Genomic DNA, 17318 nt, shown 5'->3' with positions numbered 1-17318 from the left:
ATATTTATAGAATCATATAAAAAAATATGGAACAACTTATTAAATCGTTTTCAGATTATGCTTGGGGGTTACCTCTGGTTATTATGCTTATTGGAGGAGGGTTATACCTTTTGTTTTTATCTAAATTTTTACCTTTTCGATATATAAGGCATGCCGTTCAAATATTAAGAGGGAAGTATGATGACCCTAATGATCCCGGACAAATTTCACACTTTAAGGCGTTAACAACAGCTTTGTCTTCTACCATTGGCATGGGAAATATTGCTGGAGTTGCCGTGGCTATTTCTGTTGGCGGTCCGGGTGCAATGTTTTGGATGTGGGTTAGTGCTATAGTGGGTATGTCCACAAAGTTTTTCACGTCTACATTAGCTATTATGTATCGAGGTAAAGATAGTGCGGGAGAATTACAAGGCGGCCCCATGTATTTTATAATAGAAGGGTTAGGTAAATCGTGGAAACCATTAGCAATTATGTTTAGTCTTTTTGGGATGATTGGCGCTTTGCCTGTTGTAAATGTAAACCAGTTAACTCAGGCTATTAACGATATTATATTAATACCAAACGGTGTAGAAGTGGGATTAAAATCGAATCTAATTTTAGCATTCGTATTGGTTTCTTTAACTTCTGTAATTATTCTTGGAGGATTAAAACGGATTAGTAATGCCGCATCTAAAATGGTGCCTTCTATGGTATTGTTGTATTTTGTTTTGGTGCTGTTTATTTTAATTTCTAATTATGAAATGGTGCCTAAATATTTTATTATGATTTTTACAGATGCTTTTTCTGCAGATTATTATAAAGGTGATGCTTTTATGGGCGGTGTTTTAGGCGCTTTAATTCTTTTAGGAATTCGTCGTGGTGCGTTTTCAAACGAAGCTGGTATTGGTACAGCACCAATGGCACATGGCGCAGCAAAAACAGATGAGCCAATTCGTGAAGGTTTGGTGGCGATGTTAGGGCCGGCTATAGATACTCTAATTGTGTGTACATTAACCGCATTGGCTATTTTAGTTACAGGTGTTTGGGAAACAACCTCTAATAATGGGGTGAGTTTAACGGCTTCTGCATTTAGTCATGCTATGCCAGTTTATGGTAAGTATTTGCTAATGGTTTGTGTTACTATTTTTAGTGTTTCATCTTTGTTTTCTTATTCATATTACGGATCAAAATGCTTATCGTTTTTAATTGGTGCAGATAAAAAACACTATTATAATTACATTTATATTCTCAGTATAATAATTGCGGCAACAACACCTTTTAGTGCCATGCTAAACTTAATTGATGGTGTTTTTGCATTAATGGCTATTCCAACCATGTTAGCTACATTAATGTTAGCTCCCAAAGTGATTAAAGAAGCTAAAAAATATCTAAAAACAATAAAATCTTCTTAATAATTATTAATTAATCCTGCTAAATTGGTATATTTATGCTAAATAAATATATATGGTAATAGATTTATGCCCAAATTGTGGTTCAGATCATTATGTGAAGAGCGGAATAGTTAAAGATAGACAGCGTTACAAGTGTAAAAAATGTAATTATTTTTTTACGGTTAATAAAATAGGGAAGCAAATAGATGATTACTATGTTAATAAGTCATTGCAACTCTATTTGGAAGGATTGTCATATCGTGAAATAGAACGTATTCTAGGGGTTTCCCATGTTAGTATTATGAATTGGGTTAAAAAGTATAATATAAAGCGCCCTTATAATTCTAATTACCATCCAACTTATAAAATTTTAAGCGCTGTAGAGTTGGGTGAATATTTTCAAGACTCAAATAATATTAAAGGGGCAGGAGTTGTTGTAACAGAGCTTGGGGATAAGTTTATGCTAATTAAATGGGAGCGTTTTAAGGAATAGATATATTAATTTAACGAATATATATACTGATTTTCATTTAAACCATTCTTTTTCAGAGTTTAGCGGTGCACATAAAACCAATAACTAACTAACTAAACTCTAAATTTTATGAAAAAACTGTATTTAATACTTTTTTGTTCCGTTTTTTTTGGCTTACAAAACATGTATTCACAAGGCTCTCCAGATTATAATGGGGGACTAAAAGTGAAATTTAATGAAGATGGGTCTAAATATCTTCGAGTCATATCTTGGGCTCAAGTACAAGCAAATTATAACACAGACGAAACTTTTGATGCTAATGGAAACGAGAACAGTAAGTTAGATTTCAACTTACGACGCGCTCGTGTTTTAATGTTTTCTCAAATTAATGATAAGTTTCTAATCCTTACTCACTTTGGTTTAAATAGTTTGAATAGTGGTACTTTAAGTCCTACGGGGAAAGGTACAGGCTCACAATTATTTTTTCATGATGTTTGGGGACAATATAAATTAGGTAAAGATCACGCCATAGGTGGTGGTTTACATTATTTTAATGGTATTTCTCGATTAAACAATCAGAGTACTTTAAACATGATGACCTTAGATAATAATCGTCAATCATGGTCTACTATTGGTCTTTCTGATCAATTTGCAAGGCATATTGGTGTTTTTGCTAAAGGTAAATTTGGAAAACTTCAATACCGAGTAGCAATTAATGATGCTATAACAAATGGATTAGATGCTAGCACACCGGTTGCTGGAGGTGCTGCTGTTTATGGTGGTAAGCGATTACTAGGTTCAAAAGATGCTGGTAAAGCTTATGCAGGATATTTTGAATTCAACTTAATGGATCAAGAGTCTAATTTTTTACCATTCAAAGTAGGTACGTATCTAGGAGGAAAAAAGGTATTTAATATAGGAGCTGGTTTCTTCTTGCATCCTAATGGGTCTGTTATTGCAGATGGGGCTGGAAATCTTTCAGGTGAAGATGTTTCCATTTTTGCTATTGATGCTTTTTATGATACACCTCTAGGAGATGATGGAAGCGCTATTACAGCATATGCTACATTTCAATCTAACGACTACGGAAAAGATTATTTGTTTAGTGCATACGGAACAGGTAGTATGATGTATACTCACGTGGGTTATGTAATTGCTGGAGATAAAACTAAAGCAAGGTATCAGCCATATGTTTCTTATGGTTCTAATAGTTATGATGTTTCAGATGATAATAGAAATATTTTTGGAATTGGAGCTAATGCATATTTCAGCGGCCACCATTCTAAACTTACTTTAGAGTATAAAAATCAAAAATTCGGAAATTCTAAAACAGGTACGGTGTCACTTCAGGCAATGATTTACCTATAAAAGCTAACAATTATGAGTGAAAAACAAAAACATGCAACAGCGTACTGGAAAGAGAATTTAAAATATTTAGTGATTCTGCTTTCTATATGGTTTATCGTTTCTTATGGATGCGGAATTATATTCAAAGATGCCTTAAATGAAATTAGATTGGGAGGCTTTAAATTAGGCTTTTGGTTTGCACAACAAGGTTCAATATATGTATTCGTGATTTTAATTTTCGTATACGTGAGATTAATGAACAAATTAGATAAGAAATACGGTTTCGACGAGTAGCCATTAACTAAAACTTAAAACAAAAAATTATGAGTGTACAAACGTGGACTTGGATATTAGTAGGGCTTACTTTTGCTCTATATTTCGGAATTGCAATTTGGGCCAGAGCAGGCTCAACAAAAGAATTTTATGTTGCTGGTGGAGGCGTTTCTCCATTAGCTAATGGTATGGCAACTGCTGCAGATTGGATGAGTGCCGCCTCCTTTATTAGTATGGCAGGAATTATTTCCTTTTCGGGTTATGATGGTTCTGTTTATCTTATGGGGTGGACTGGTGGATATGTGCTTCTGGCGTTGCTACTGGCACCCTATTTACGTAAGTTTGGTAAGTTTACAGTTCCAGATTTTATTGGAGATAGATATTACTCAAATACCGCTAGAACTGTAGCCGTAATATGTGCGTTAATTGTGTCATTTACTTATGTGGCTGGACAAATGCGTGGTGTAGGTATTGTATTCTCTCAATTCTTGCAAGTAGATATTAACTTAGGAGTTGGTATTGGTATGGCAGTAGTATTAACTTTTGCTTTGTTAGGAGGAATGAAGGGGATTACATATACGCAAGTAGCACAATATTGTGTGTTAATATTTGCATTTATGGTGCCTGCATTTTTCATCTCTATGCAAATGACAGGAAATATCATTCCGCAATTAGGAATGGGAGGAACTGTTGAAGGTGGAGAGTTTTTACTAGACAAATTAGATAAATTGCATACACAACTTGGGTTTAGCGAATATACAAGTGGAAAAAAATCTACTTGGGATGTTTTTGCAATAACGTTAGCTTTAATGACAGGTACAGCAGGATTACCTCATGTAATTGTACGTTTCTTTACTGTGCCAAAAGTGAAAGATGCACGTAAATCTGCAGGTTACGCGTTATTGTTAATTGCAATTCTTTATACAACAGCGCCGGCAATTGCAGTATTTTCTAGAACGAACTTAATTGAAACTGTAAGCGAGCAAAAATATGCTGATATTCCAGAGTGGTTTAAAAACTGGGAAAATACAGGGTTAATTGCTTGGGCAGATAAAAATGGCGATGGAAAAATTCAATATGTAGCAGGTAGTGCTTTATCTAGTAAAAAGCCAGTTTATACCGATGCAAGAGGTGCTCATGGAGAGCGTATGATTTCTAATGCTAATGATGCTAAAAACGAATTATACGTTGATAGAGATATCATGGTATTAGCTAATCCTGAGATTGCTAACCTACCAAACTGGGTAATTGCATTAGTTGCAGCTGGTGGATTAGCAGCAGCTTTATCTACGGCAGCTGGATTACTATTGGTAATTTCTACATCTATTTCTCATGATTTAATTAAAAAGCAATTAAAACCAGACATCTCAGACAAAGGTGAGTTAAATTGGGCAAGAGCAGCGATTTTTGTTGCGATATTAATAGCGGGGTACTTTGGTATTAATCCACCAGGGTTTGTCGCCGCAGTCGTCGCATTAGCCTTTGGGCTTGCAGCTGCGTCTTTCTTTCCAGCTATTATATTAGGAATTTTTGATAAGCGTATGAATAGTCAAGGTGCGATTTCAGGAATGATTGTAGGTATTGTGATTATGTTATTCTACATGATGAAATTTAAACTAAACATGTTTGGTGGTGGTACAAGTGAAAATTGGTGGTTTGGTACATCTCCTGAAGGCTTTGGTACTATTGCTATGTGTGTTAATATTGTAATATCATTAGTAGTTTCGCGCATGACCGCTGCGCCTCCACAAGATGTTCAAGATATGGTTGAAAGTATCAGAATTCCTTCTGGTGCTGGAGAAGCAGGTGAAACACATTAAAATATATTCTTGAATAACCATAATTCAAGTTTATTAGTTAGAAGAAATCAGCACTACTTAAAAAGTAGTGCTGATTTTATTATATTAGTAAAATCTAGTTTGATTAGTGCAAAGTCTATTGCATTCATGTTATATAAAATAAAAATTTTATGAAAAAGCGGCACGAGCAAAAACTAATAGTCTTATCCATAGCCTTGTTTTTGATTTTCAATATTCCTTTTTTGTTAATTTTTAATATTGAGGGAGCCATATTAGGAATTCCAGTATTTTATTTTTCTATTTTTTCTTTTTGGTTATTGTCTATAATTATTTCTTATATCGTTTTAAAACGCCATTATGAATAATTATACGTTAGTTTTTATAATTATAGTTTATTTAGCAGTATTGTTTTTTATTGCTTTTTTGGCTGAGAAAAAGAGACAAAGTAAGTGGGTGAACAATCCCTATGTTTACACGTTGTCTTTAGCGGTATATTGTTCGGCTTGGACATATTATGGTAGTATAGGTATTGCTGCAAATACAGGCGTTAATTTTATTCCTATTTACCTAGGGCCGGTTATAGCAGCACCTTTATGGATATTAATTCTTAGAAAAATAATAAGAATTTCTAAACAACATAAAATTTCATCTATAGCAGATTTTATTTCACTTAGGTATGGTAATAATCGTTTTCTCGGAGCCCTTGTGACTATAATTTGCTTTTTAGGAACTGTGCCATATATTTCGTTACAGCTAAAAGCAGTTTCTGAAACTTTTGAAATTATGACTGATGATACTAGTTATATTTCTACTTCAATTTTAGACGATACTACATTTTATGTTGCTTTAATATTAGCCATTTTTGCAACCTTTTTTGGCACTCAAAAAACAGATGCTTCAGAAAAACATAAAGGTATTATTGCGACTGTAGCATTTGAGTCTGTTTTAAAATTAGTATTCTTTTTAATTATAGGTGCTTATATAACCTTTTATTTATTTGAAGGGACGACAGATATTTATAACCAAATTTCAATAACAGAAAACTTTAGTCAATTAATTACTTTAAAAGGTGTCGAAGATGGTTTTAATTGGTTTTTTATGATCGCTTTATCTTTTATGGCTATATTTTTATTACCAAGACAGTTTCAGGTATCTGTTCTGGAAAACAATCGAGAAAAGCATTTAAAAAAGGCAATTTGGTTGTTTCCATTGTATTTGTTATTGTTTAATCTTTTTGTTGTTTTTATAGCTTGGGCAGGCAAACTCACTTTTGGTAATTCTGTAAATGCAGAGTATTATACATTATTGTTGCCCTTAGAGCAGAATCATTCTTTTCTGGCATCTCTAGTTTTTTTAGGAGGGTTTTCTGCGGTTATTTCAATGGTTATTGTGTCTACTTTAGCGCTATCCACCATGGTTAGTAATAACCTTATTATACCTTATGGGTTCTTGGATAAATTTATTCAGAATCAACCAGATAGAAATGCTAGGTATATCAAAAATATTCGACGTATATCTATTTTTTCAATAATTATTACAGCTTATTTTTTCTATGTTTCTTTTTCTAAAGAGCTCTCTTTATATTCTATTGGTTTAATTTCATTTGTTATTATAGCACAGCTTGCGCCTTCGTTTTTTATTGGTCTGTATTGGAATAGAGGTTCTTCAAAAGCGGCTATAATAGGTGTTATTGTAGGGTTTTTTATTGTGTTTTATACGCTCATCTTACCATTTACATTACAAGCTTACACAGGAACAGACGATTTTATTCAATACGGTCTTAACGGTATAGCAGCTTTAAAACCTTATGCTTTATTTGGTATAGATTTTTTAAGTCCTCCATCGCATGCATTTTTCTGGAGTATGAGTTTTAATATATTATGTTATCTCGCATTTTCTTTAACCTCTAAAGGAAATTATAGAGAACGGAATTATGCCGAAATGTTTGTTGATAGTAGAAATTTTACAAAGTTACAAGACAGCGCTTTGGTTTGGAAAGGAGAAGCTTATGTGGCAGATATAAAAAATGTACTCAATAGATTTCTTGGTGAAAAAAGAGCACAACGTGCGTTAAACTTATTTTTCACAAAATACAAACTACCACAAGACACGCAATTGGCAGATGCTAGACTTATTAATTTTTCTGAAAAATTATTAACTGGAAATATAGGTAGTGCTTCTGCAAAAATATTAATAGCTAGTGTAGTAAAGGAAGAGCAAATAAGTTTAGTTGAGGTATTAAAAATATTGGAAGAATCTAAAGAACATGTAGTAAATAATAAAGTGCTTTTAGAAAAATCTAATGAGCTTTCAAAACTATCATCAAAACTAAGAGACGTCAACCAAGAACTTATAAGTAAAGACAAGCAGAAAGATGAGTTTTTAGATACTGTGGCTCACGAATTAAAAACGCCAATTACGGGCATTCGAGCCGCAACAGAATTATTGATGGATGAAGAGGATGAGATGCCTAAAGATGTAAAGCATCAATTTTTAAAAAATATTCTTCAGGATTCAGATCGTTTAGGAAGACTCATTAATAATATTTTAGATTTTGAAAAACTTGAAACGGGGCATTTAACATTAGATGTGCAATTAAATGATATTCAAAAAACAATAACTAAGGCTATTGCAAGTATGTCTCATATTTCAAATAAAAAAAATATAAAACTTGTAAATAAAAATCCCCATACATTAAAACTATTTTATGATGAGGATAGAATTTTACAAGTCCTTACCAATTTACTGTCTAATGCTATCAAATTTTGTGAAGCTGGTAAAGGAAAAATTGTAGTGGATTTTAAGTTAGGTAACGAGTGTATAAAAGTATCTGTAACAGACAATGGTAAAGGGGTTCCAGAAGAAGATCACGATTATATTTTTGATAAATTTTATCAATCAAAACATCAAAATACCAGAAAACCTCAAGGAAGTGGCTTGGGGCTTGCTATTACTAAGCAAATTATAGAGAAACATCATGGAGAAATTTGGGCAAAAAAAGGTGTAAAAAATGGCGCAACACTTGTTTTTACGCTACCTTTTAAGTAAATTGTAGTCCCAAAAACTATGAAGAAGAAAATTTTAATTGTTGACGATGAGCCAAATATTGTGATGTCGTTAGAGTATGCTTTTAAAAAACAAGATTTTGAAGTGTATATTGCAAGAGATGGAAGTGAGGCCTTAGAGATATTAAAACATCAAATACCTAATGTGATTTTGTTAGATGTTATGATGCCAAATGTAGATGGTTACCAAACGTTAAAACATTTAAAAAATACAGACAGTTTAAAGGAAACTAAAGTCGTTTTTTTAACTGCTAAAAATAAAGCTTCAGATATTGAAAAGGGTTTAAAACTTGGAGCAGATAAATATTTAACCAAACCTTTTTCAGTAAAAAAAATAGTTTCAGAAATATTGGAACTCTTGACTTAGAAATGGTCTTTTAAGTCTTTTTAAATATTGGTTTTGTGTGCAAACTTAACAGTATTTAATTAAAATTTAAAGACATGAAATTTCGTATACCGCCGTTGGCATCAGATATTATTATTAGTATCTATGCTGTATTTACGCTTTATTTAAGGTTTAAGTTTGAGCAAGATACTATTGTAAGTCCTATGAATTCAATTGTTATGGGCGTTTGTTTTGTGCTTATTATTTGGGTGTTTATCAAATTAAAGATACTTAATCCCAATTGGTTTGGCTTGATAAAATCTAAAAAAGCTAAGTCGTGAAATATCAAGATTTTTATAACAAAAGCATAGCTACTCCAGAAGCTTTTTGGAGCGAACAGGCTGAACAAGTATCTTGGTATAATAAACCTAAAAGTATACTTTCAAAAAATGACCTAGGGCATAACCAATGGTTTGAAGATGGAACTATAAACCTTAGTTATTTATGTATTGATAAGCATATAGAAGATGGTTATGGCAGGCAGAATGCCATTATTTATGATTCACCTGTTACAAACTCTAAGGAGATAATAACTTATAATCGATTACATAAGGAGGTTTCAAAATTAGCAGGAGCACTTAAAGAAATTGGTTTAAAAAAAGGGGATACCGCAATTGTTTATATGCCAATGATTCCGCAGGCTATTTATGCCATGTTAGCATGTGCAAGAATAGGTGTTATCCACTCGGTTGTTTTTGGCGGTTTTGCACCTAATGAATTAGCAATTCGGATAGATGATTGTAAACCAAAAGTTATTTTAACAGCCTCAAGTGGTATTGAGATTGATAGGATTATTCCTTATAAACCCTACGTTGATGAGGCTATAAAATTAGCCGAACATAAACCTAGTAGTGTTATAATTTATCAACGTCATTTAGGAGCCGATACGCCTGGGAAGCCTTATGATATAGATTATGTAAAAGCTGTAAGTACCGCAACGCCGGCAGAACCTGTGGTGGTAGAATCTACACATCCGTCATATATTCTATATACATCTGGAACTACAGGAAAACCAAAAGGCATAATTAGAGATTCAGGAGGTTATGCAACGGCACTAAAATTTTCGATGAAATATGTTTATGGTGTCGAGCCTGGCGATGTATTTTGGGCAGCAAGTGATGTAGGTTGGGTTGTAGGGCATAGCTATATAGTTTATGGTCCTTTATTAAACAGAAACACTACGGTGCTTTTTGAAGGCAAGCCAATTAGAACGCCAGATGCTTCTACATTTTGGCGTGTTATTGAAGAGCATAAAGTAAAAGTTATGTTTACTGCTCCTACAGCTATTAGAGCCATTAAAAAAGAAGATCCTAATGGTGAATTTCTTAAGCAATACGATTTATCTCATTTAAAATATCAATTTTTAGCAGGCGAACGCTGCGATGCAGCAACTTTGAAATGGACAGAAGAAATGCTTAAAGTTCCGGTTATAGATCATTGGTGGCAAACAGAAAGCGGTTGGCCTATGTTGGCAAATATGGCTGGTGTTGAATTGGCTAAAGTTAAACCAGGTTCGGCAACATTTCCAGTATGCGGTTATGATATACAAATTATGAGTAAAGAAGGCCATGTTGTGCCTAATGGTACAGAAGGTTTTGTGGTAGTAAAACTACCACTACCTCCGGGAAATTTAAAAAACATTTGGGGCAATCCGGAGCGTTTTGAAGCGGGGTATTTGAATCGTTTCCCTGGTTATTATTTTTCTGGCGATGGCGGTTATAAAGATGAAGATGGCTATGTTTATATTACAGGCCGTGTTGATGATGTAATAAATGTAGCAGGACATAGATTATCGACAGCAGAAATGGAAGAAGTCGTGGCATCACACAGCTCCGTAGCTGAGTGTGCTGTAATAGGTATTAATGACGATTTAAAAGGCCAAATACCTTTAGCTTTAGCTGTAACCAAAACAGATAATAAAATAGCAGAATCTGTTATCCAAACAGAAGTTGTTAAAGATGTTAGAAAAGCCATTGGGCCTGTGGCATCTCTAAAACAGGTAGTTTTAGTGAATAGATTACCAAAAACAAGATCTGGTAAAATTCTTCGTAAATTGTTACGAAGTATTGCAGACCAAGATCAATATAAAATACCATCAACCATAGATGATCCGTTAATAATTAACGAAATAGAAAACGTATTTAAGTCACATAAAGTAGGAAAGCATTAAAACATAAATTAACTAATTATGAGTAATTATCACATTAAACATTTAGAAGAGTATTATCAAGTCTATAGGAAATCTGTTAGAAACCCAGAGGCGTTTTGGGAAGAAATTGCCGAAGAGCATTTTCTTTGGCGAAAGAAGTGGGACAATGTTTTGAGTTGGGATTTTTCCAAACCAGAAGTCAAGTGGTTTGAGGGTGCTCAATTAAATATTACAGAAAACTGTATAGACAGGCATTTAACAACAAGAGGCGAAAAAACGGCCATTTTATTCGAGCCTAACGATCCAAAAGATCCAGCAGAACATATAACGTATAACCAATTACATAAGCGAGTCAATCAATTTGCCAATGTTTTAAAAGCCCAAGGCATTAAAAAAGGAGATAGAGTTTGTATCTATTTACCTATGATTCCAGAATTAGCCATTTCTGTGTTAGCGTGTGCAAGAATAGGAGCCATACATTCTGTCGTTTTTGCAGGGTTTTCATCAACGGCATTATCAACTCGTATAAATGATAGCGATTGTAAAATGGTTATTGCTAGTGATGGCTCGTATAGAGGTTCAAAAACTATAGATTTAAAAGGCATTGTAGACGAAGCATTAGAAAGTTGTCCTGGTGTTGAGTCTGTTTTAGTAGCTAAGCGAATTAAAACAGATATTAATATGGTTTCTGGTCGCGACCATTGGTTGCAACCACTTTTAGATAACGCTTCAGACGAATGTGAAGCCGAAATCATGAATGCCGAAGATCCATTATTTATTCTGTATACTTCTGGGTCTACCGGAAAACCAAAAGGGATGGTGCATACTACTGCTGGTTACATGGTTTATACCGCTTATACCTTTAAAAATGTATTCCAATATAGAGAAAATGATGTGTACTGGTGTACAGCTGATATTGGTTGGATTACAGGGCATAGTTATATCGTTTATGGCCCATTAGTAAATGGAGCAACAACGGTTATGTTCGAAGGCGTACCTAGTTATCCCGATTTTGGTCGATTTTGGGAAATTGTTCAAAAACACAAGGTCAATCAGTTTTATACCGCGCCAACCGCAATTCGTGCACTAGCAAAACAAGGTGCGGAGTTGATAGAAAAATACGATTTGTCATCGCTTAAAGTGTTAGGCTCTGTAGGAGAACCTATTAATGAAGAAGCATGGCATTGGTATAACGATAATGTAGGTAAAAAGAATAGCCCTATTGTAGATACTTGGTGGCAAACCGAAACAGGAGGCATCATGATTTCGCCAATTCCTTATGCAACACCAACAAAACCAACCTATGCAACCTTGCCTTTTATTGGTATTCAGCCAACGTTAATGGATGAAAACGGAAAAGAACTTAAAGGTAATCAAGTAGATGGGCGTTTGTGTATAAAGTTTCCTTGGCCTTCCATGGCAAGAACTATTTGGGGAAATCATCAACGTTATAAAGACACCTATTTTTCGGCCTATGAAAACAAGTATTTCACAGGAGATGGTGCCTTAAGAGATGAGGTTGGCTATTACAGAATCACGGGTAGAGTAGATGATGTTATTATAGTTTCTGGTCATAACTTAGGTACAGCACCAATTGAAGATGCTGTTAACGAGCACCCGGCAGTTGCAGAATCTGCTATTGTTGGATTCCCGCACGATGTTAAAGGAAGTGCGTTATACGGTTACGTAACATTAAAAGACACAGGAGAAAGTAGAGATCAAAATAACCTAAGAAAAGAGATTAATCAAATTATTACAGAACATATTGGACCAATAGCCAAATTAGATAAAATTCAATTTACAAGCGGGTTACCTAAAACACGTTCTGGTAAAATCATGAGACGTATTTTACGAAAAATTGCTCATAAAGACACCAGTAATTTAGGCGATACAAGTACATTATTAAATCCAGAAGTTGTTCAGGATATTATGGATAATGCTTTATAGAATTTGGGCACCTGCCTGCCTGCAGGCAGGTTACCACAAGGGTCGGGCTTTATTCGTGGGCTAATATTTTAAAATTAGGAACTCATGAATATTAATATTTCACGAGTCACTCTCTGCGAGGAGCTCCAACAATCGCTCAATCCCTAATGCGTAAAAAAAAGCAACCTTAATGGTTGCTTTTTTTGTTATTTAAAACCTAAAAGTAGAATATCTTATATCGAAGCTAATATTTAATTTGTTTTAGCTAATTCTTGAATATAGTTATACAGCGTTTTAAGTTTTGGGTCGCTGCAATTAGAATTAATATATTTTTTAATTTGTTGCGAACCTTCTAATCTAAATAAAATGGCTTGCCTAACGGGTTCAATATTATTTTGAGATTTACCTGTTATATAAGCTTTAAAAATATTGTAGAGCACAGTTTTTTTATTGTGTGCAGAAAACGTCTTGTAGGTTCTCAGGTATTTTGTTTCTATAAACGAAACTTGTGGATCGCCAAGAGATGTTTCGCTTACTTTGTAACCTTCACTATTGTATCTACTTTCAAAAGCGTGAATGCTTATTTTAGTAACATTATTTAAATTGCTTCTACAAGTGGTTCCGTAGACATCCATGAAGTCTTCGTAAAACAATTTGAAAAAGTCTTCATAGCGATCAAAAAATGGAAACTCATTAGTTTCTAATTGCGTAATCATATCACTATATGAGTTAATTCTTGGTGCTTCTGCACTATAATATCCAAAATCAGACATATCTAACTCCCAATTATTGTTTTTGTTGGCTTTAATAACACCTTTGGTACCTTCTCTTCTAAAAACAGAGTCTGGAATATCTTCTGGTAATGAAAACTCAAAAGATTCAACGTCAGGACATTCTAAAATAAAATCTTTAATAGCAAGTTTTGCAAGGTTTTCATAATATAATAAACCTGTTGGTTTTCGGTAAGCATAACGTTCTGTGTTATTACTAAATACGGGTTCTATTTTTAATTTTTGAACAGTCTTACAAGGGCCTTCATACTTAACAGCTAAATATGTGTTTAAGTAAGTTCCTGTGTTAAATTTTATTACTAAAGCATCTAATGATTCTCCAAACCCTTCTTTAAGTGTCCAGTTCGAGGCTTTAGACATATTTGCCTGTAAAGTAATCAACTCGTCTTTGCCCGTGGCTTCTGTTCTTGGTAGGTATAATGGTCCAATCTTGATGCGTACAGATTCTAGCTCGTCACATTCTGTTTTTAAACCTTTTACCATTGCATTTAGCATGCTTTTAATAGGTATATCTTCTAGCTTTCTAGTTTTTATAAAGGTTTGTAATAACGGGTTATGTTGGAATAATTGGCTTGTTTCTAACATAATTTGTTGTCCGCAAGTACCTCTGTAAGTAATAAATATATCTTCTTTTGATGGCGAATTGCCTTTACGATTACCAGTTAGAGCAGTAAATTTTTTTGGTGTTCTTTTAGAAGTATTAGACTCAAAACGGGCAACAGCACCATCAGACTTATAGATTCTATATTCGCCATAATCTAATTCCCATATTTTTTGCCCATCTTTTTTATCTTCTTTTAATTTTTGTAATCGCGCTTCCTCTTTTTTCCATTTTTTTGGTTGACTGTAAGGGTTGAATTTGTTTTTTTCTTGAGCAAAACTTATAGTAACAAATAAAGTAATTAGAAAAACGGATAGTAGTCGAGATTGCATGGTTTTGGTTTTAAGGGTTAAATAGCAGAACTAAATTACAACTTTATTAAAAAAAAGCTACAGGTAAGTTTTCTTTTTTTTAGTTATAAATGTTTGTTTTTTAGCACGATATGTGTGCTTTTAAGTAGATAATAACCTTGTAACTTAAAAAAAATGGTAGTCTTACAACAAAAGAGGGACTTTATAATAAACCAATTCTATTATTCGATCGTAATAAATCATCAAGTGTTAACTTGTTGTTCTTTTTCTTTAAAATAGCAATAAGTTTTACTAATAAAACAGCAGTAATATAAGCATCACCAGAGGCTGTGTGTCGGTCATGTTGTGGAATGTTAAACCGGTCTGATAAATGGTCTAAACTAAAATGAAGTTTGGAGGTGTCAAGTTTTGTTTTGTTAAACAAGTGCCCTGTATCTAGTACTTTGTTTTTTAATTTTGGCAAATCTAAACGCGTCAAAGCTTGGTTTATAATAGCCACATCAAAAGCAGCATGGTGAGCAACTAAAACAGCATTTTTAATATGATCTAAAAACTGAATAACAGCCTCTTGCTCACTAAGTTTTTTGTTAACACCTGCTTTAAGCAATCCATGAATTTTAACAGTTTCAGCATTAAACAAGTCTTGTTTTACATAACACTCAAAACTATCAGCTACTTTAATAACACCATTAAAAACAGCAATAGTTCCAATGGAAAGCATGCGATCTTTTTTTATGTCTAATCCGGTTGTTTCAGTATCAAAAACCACAAAACGAATGGTGTCTAAATCTTTATTTTGCTTCGATTTAAAATGTGCGATGTATTGATTCCAAAAGTCTGGGTATGTCTTTTTTTTAAACCAATTCATAATTAAAGAAATTGCGAAAGTTTAAATCTGGTTTGTATAAGGTCTTGAATATCTTTGACTGCTTTGAAGCAGTTTTTTAATTCCAATCTATTCGCTTTACTTAATGATTCTAAATCTATAAAACGCCCAGAATCATTATGCAGTAAACCCTGCTCTGTTCTAAAGCGAAGCAGTTTTTTAAAAGCATTACGGCATGCAAAATAAACATCTTTATTTTGTGGTTCTAGTGCTGCAAGTTTCTCATACCGTGTTATGGTATTGCTCTGTGTTTTAGTGTTTTTAGAAAGTATTAATAAACGTGCTGCATCAACTAGAGGCATCATGGCGCGTGCTTTAATATCAAATTGGTCTTTGTGTTCTCCGTCATGTTCTACTAAAAACTGTCTAAAGAAACTCAATGGAGCTGGATTTTTTAAAGCATTTAATCCTAAGTAATTTAAAAAAATATCTCTAGAATCAATTGACTCAAAAATACTTTTAGCCATCATATCTACTAGATTTGCATCACCATAAACAAATTCAAAATCAAAGAAAATAGTACAGAGCATTAAATTGTCTTGATCTGGTTTGGTAATCCATGCTTTAAACTGCTCATTCCATTGAGAAACAGATAAACACCATTTTGGGTTACTGCCCATCATATCTGCAGGACATAGCTCAAAACCGACTATATTTAAATCATGGTTTATTTTTTTAGCAAGCTCTAAAAAATAGGATTGTGTTTTGGCATATTCACTTTCGCTAACATTGCCAAACACTAATGCATTATCTTGATCTGTGAATAATAACTGCTCTTCGCGCCCTTGACTGCCAATGGCTAACCACGAAAATGTAGTAGGTGGCGGTTCATACATATCAACTATAGCTAAATCAATAATGCGCTGTGTAATGCTTTCGTTTACCAACGCTATTATTTTAGTAGCAAATATGATTGGTATTTGCTGTTTTATGTACCGTTTTAGCACTTGATGTGCCCGTTCGCGTATGTGTTTTAATTCTTCTGCAGTTTTAGCACGTTTTACTTCTTTAATTAAAACCGAAGCATTATTTTCTCGAATAACTACAATATCATGTTCAGATAAAATGCCTTTTAATTCCGAATTTGGAGTGCCATCTTTTGTAATACACAAATGCGTGATTCTATTTTTAATCATTGCAATTTGCGCTTCTGCAACCGTTATGTTTTCAGGATAAGTAATAACTGGCGAAGACATTATTTTTGTAACAGATTCTTCTATAGAAATAAGCCCAGTAGCAATTTTAATTCGTAAATCTTTATCTGTAATAATACCAATTGGCATATTGTTTTTTGCTATAATTATGGAGCCAACGCGTTTGTTGGTCATAATTTGAGCTGCTTCTTTTATACTTGTTTGGGCACTACAGTTTATTGGGTTTTTAGAATAATCTGCAAATTGTTCTTCAAAAAAATCTTGAATATTTTCAGTCTGATTTCTGCGCTGTAAAGGGTTAGATTCAATATAACTTATATTGGCCGCAAAACTCGACATTAAAAAAGCGCTTGCTTCAGCATTAGTAGTTATATAGTCTTCAAATAATTCAGAAGAAATACTATATACAATACTCTCTTCAATAGCCTTTGCACTTAGTTTGTATTCGCCCTTTCTCATAAGGGCGCGTAAGCCAAAAATATCACCTACATCACATTCATCTACTAAGGCCAGAGTTTCTTCTCTAAATAAACCAATTGCCCCATCTTTAACCACATAGAATTGGTTTTCAATTGGTTTTCCAGCAATAAATAAATCAGTTTCTTTTTCTAAATAATGTATATCAACAGCCTTGCAAATTTCAAGCAATTGCACGCTTGTTAACATACTAAAAGGCGGAAATGCCTTCAGAAAATCGTAGATACGCTCCGCAATGGTATTCATACTAGCAATTTAATGAAAAAGCAACTGATTATCTATTAGTTATGCTATTTTTTAGTATCGTATTTT

Annotated in this window: 13 protein-coding genes; 10 read left to right on the top strand and 3 right to left on the bottom strand. The window is 33.5% G+C overall.

The annotated features are described in order from the left end of the window. Positions 1–26 precede the first annotated feature (26 nt). The 10 genes from SJY43_RS14530 to acs all read left to right on the top strand — a co-directional run bounded on the left by SJY43_RS14530 (position 27) and on the right by acs (position 12807). A complete protein-coding gene (locus SJY43_RS14530; protein WP_396601466.1) occupies positions 27–1391 on the top strand; it encodes an alanine/glycine:cation symporter family protein in 1365 nt (454 codons plus the stop codon). A 52-nt stretch (positions 1392–1443) separates the two neighbouring features. After that, positions 1444–1863 carry a terminase gpP N-terminus-related DNA-binding protein gene (locus SJY43_RS14525; RefSeq protein WP_396601465.1) on the top strand — a complete coding sequence of 140 codons (420 nt, stop codon included), beginning with the start codon at positions 1444–1446 and terminating at the stop codon, positions 1861–1863. A 108-nt stretch (positions 1864–1971) separates the two neighbouring features. Further along, complete coding sequence (locus tag SJY43_RS14520) at positions 1972–3210, top strand: hypothetical protein (protein ID WP_396601464.1); 1239 nt, start codon at positions 1972–1974, stop codon at positions 3208–3210. Between the two features lie 12 nt (positions 3211–3222). Continuing rightward, positions 3223–3483 (top strand): DUF4212 domain-containing protein, encoded by a 261-nt coding sequence (locus SJY43_RS14515; RefSeq protein ID WP_396601463.1) that lies wholly within the window; start codon positions 3223–3225, stop codon positions 3481–3483. Positions 3484–3512: 29 nt separating this feature from the next. Next, complete coding sequence (locus SJY43_RS14510) at positions 3513–5282, top strand: sodium:solute symporter family protein (protein ID WP_396601462.1); 1770 nt, start codon at positions 3513–3515, stop codon at positions 5280–5282. Positions 5283–5618: 336 nt separating this feature from the next. Then, positions 5619–8309: an ATP-binding protein gene (locus tag SJY43_RS14505; RefSeq protein ID WP_396601461.1), complete on the top strand. Its 2691-nt coding sequence runs from the start codon at positions 5619–5621 to the stop codon at positions 8307–8309. A gap of 18 nt (positions 8310–8327) precedes the next feature. Beyond that, positions 8328–8693, top strand: coding sequence for a response regulator transcription factor (locus tag SJY43_RS14500; protein ID WP_396601460.1), 366 nt, complete (start codon positions 8328–8330; stop codon positions 8691–8693). A 74-nt stretch (positions 8694–8767) separates the two neighbouring features. Beyond that, positions 8768–8992, top strand: a complete 225-nt coding sequence (locus tag SJY43_RS14495) for a hypothetical protein (RefSeq protein ID WP_396601459.1) — start codon at positions 8768–8770, stop codon at positions 8990–8992. Further along, on the top strand, positions 8989–10881 hold the full coding sequence (locus tag SJY43_RS14490; protein ID WP_396601458.1) for an acetate--CoA ligase: 1893 nt from the start codon (positions 8989–8991) through the stop codon (positions 10879–10881). Before SJY43_RS14495 ends, SJY43_RS14490 begins: the two co-directional genes overlap by 4 nt. Positions 10882–10899: 18 nt before the next feature. Continuing rightward, positions 10900–12807 carry an acetate--CoA ligase gene (gene acs, locus SJY43_RS14485; RefSeq protein WP_396601457.1) on the top strand — a complete coding sequence of 636 codons (1908 nt, stop codon included), beginning with the start codon at positions 10900–10902 and terminating at the stop codon, positions 12805–12807. Between the two features lie 230 nt (positions 12808–13037). Here acs and SJY43_RS14480 read toward each other — a convergent pair whose 3' ends face one another. The 3 genes from SJY43_RS14480 to SJY43_RS14470 form a co-directional block, all read right to left on the bottom strand. Continuing rightward, complete coding sequence (locus SJY43_RS14480; protein WP_396601456.1) at positions 13038–14510, bottom strand: hypothetical protein; 1473 nt, start codon at positions 14508–14510, stop codon at positions 13038–13040. A 181-nt stretch (positions 14511–14691) separates the two neighbouring features. Then, the gene (locus tag SJY43_RS14475) at positions 14692–15357 is read right to left on the bottom strand and encodes a PolC-type DNA polymerase III (RefSeq protein ID WP_396601455.1); all 666 of its coding nucleotides are present in this window, start codon (positions 15355–15357) and stop codon (positions 14692–14694) included. 2 nt (positions 15358–15359) lie between these two features. Then, the gene (locus SJY43_RS14470) at positions 15360–17252 is read right to left on the bottom strand and encodes a DUF294 nucleotidyltransferase-like domain-containing protein (protein WP_396601454.1); all 1893 of its coding nucleotides are present in this window, start codon (positions 17250–17252) and stop codon (positions 15360–15362) included. Positions 17253–17318 lie beyond the last annotated feature (66 nt).

This window comes from Algibacter sp. R77976, from assembly GCF_044594645.1.
Lineage (GTDB): Bacteria > Bacteroidota > Bacteroidia > Flavobacteriales > Flavobacteriaceae > Algibacter_B.
Note: the sequence above shows the minus strand (reverse complement) of the source record. Positions and strands in the feature narration are given on the sequence as shown.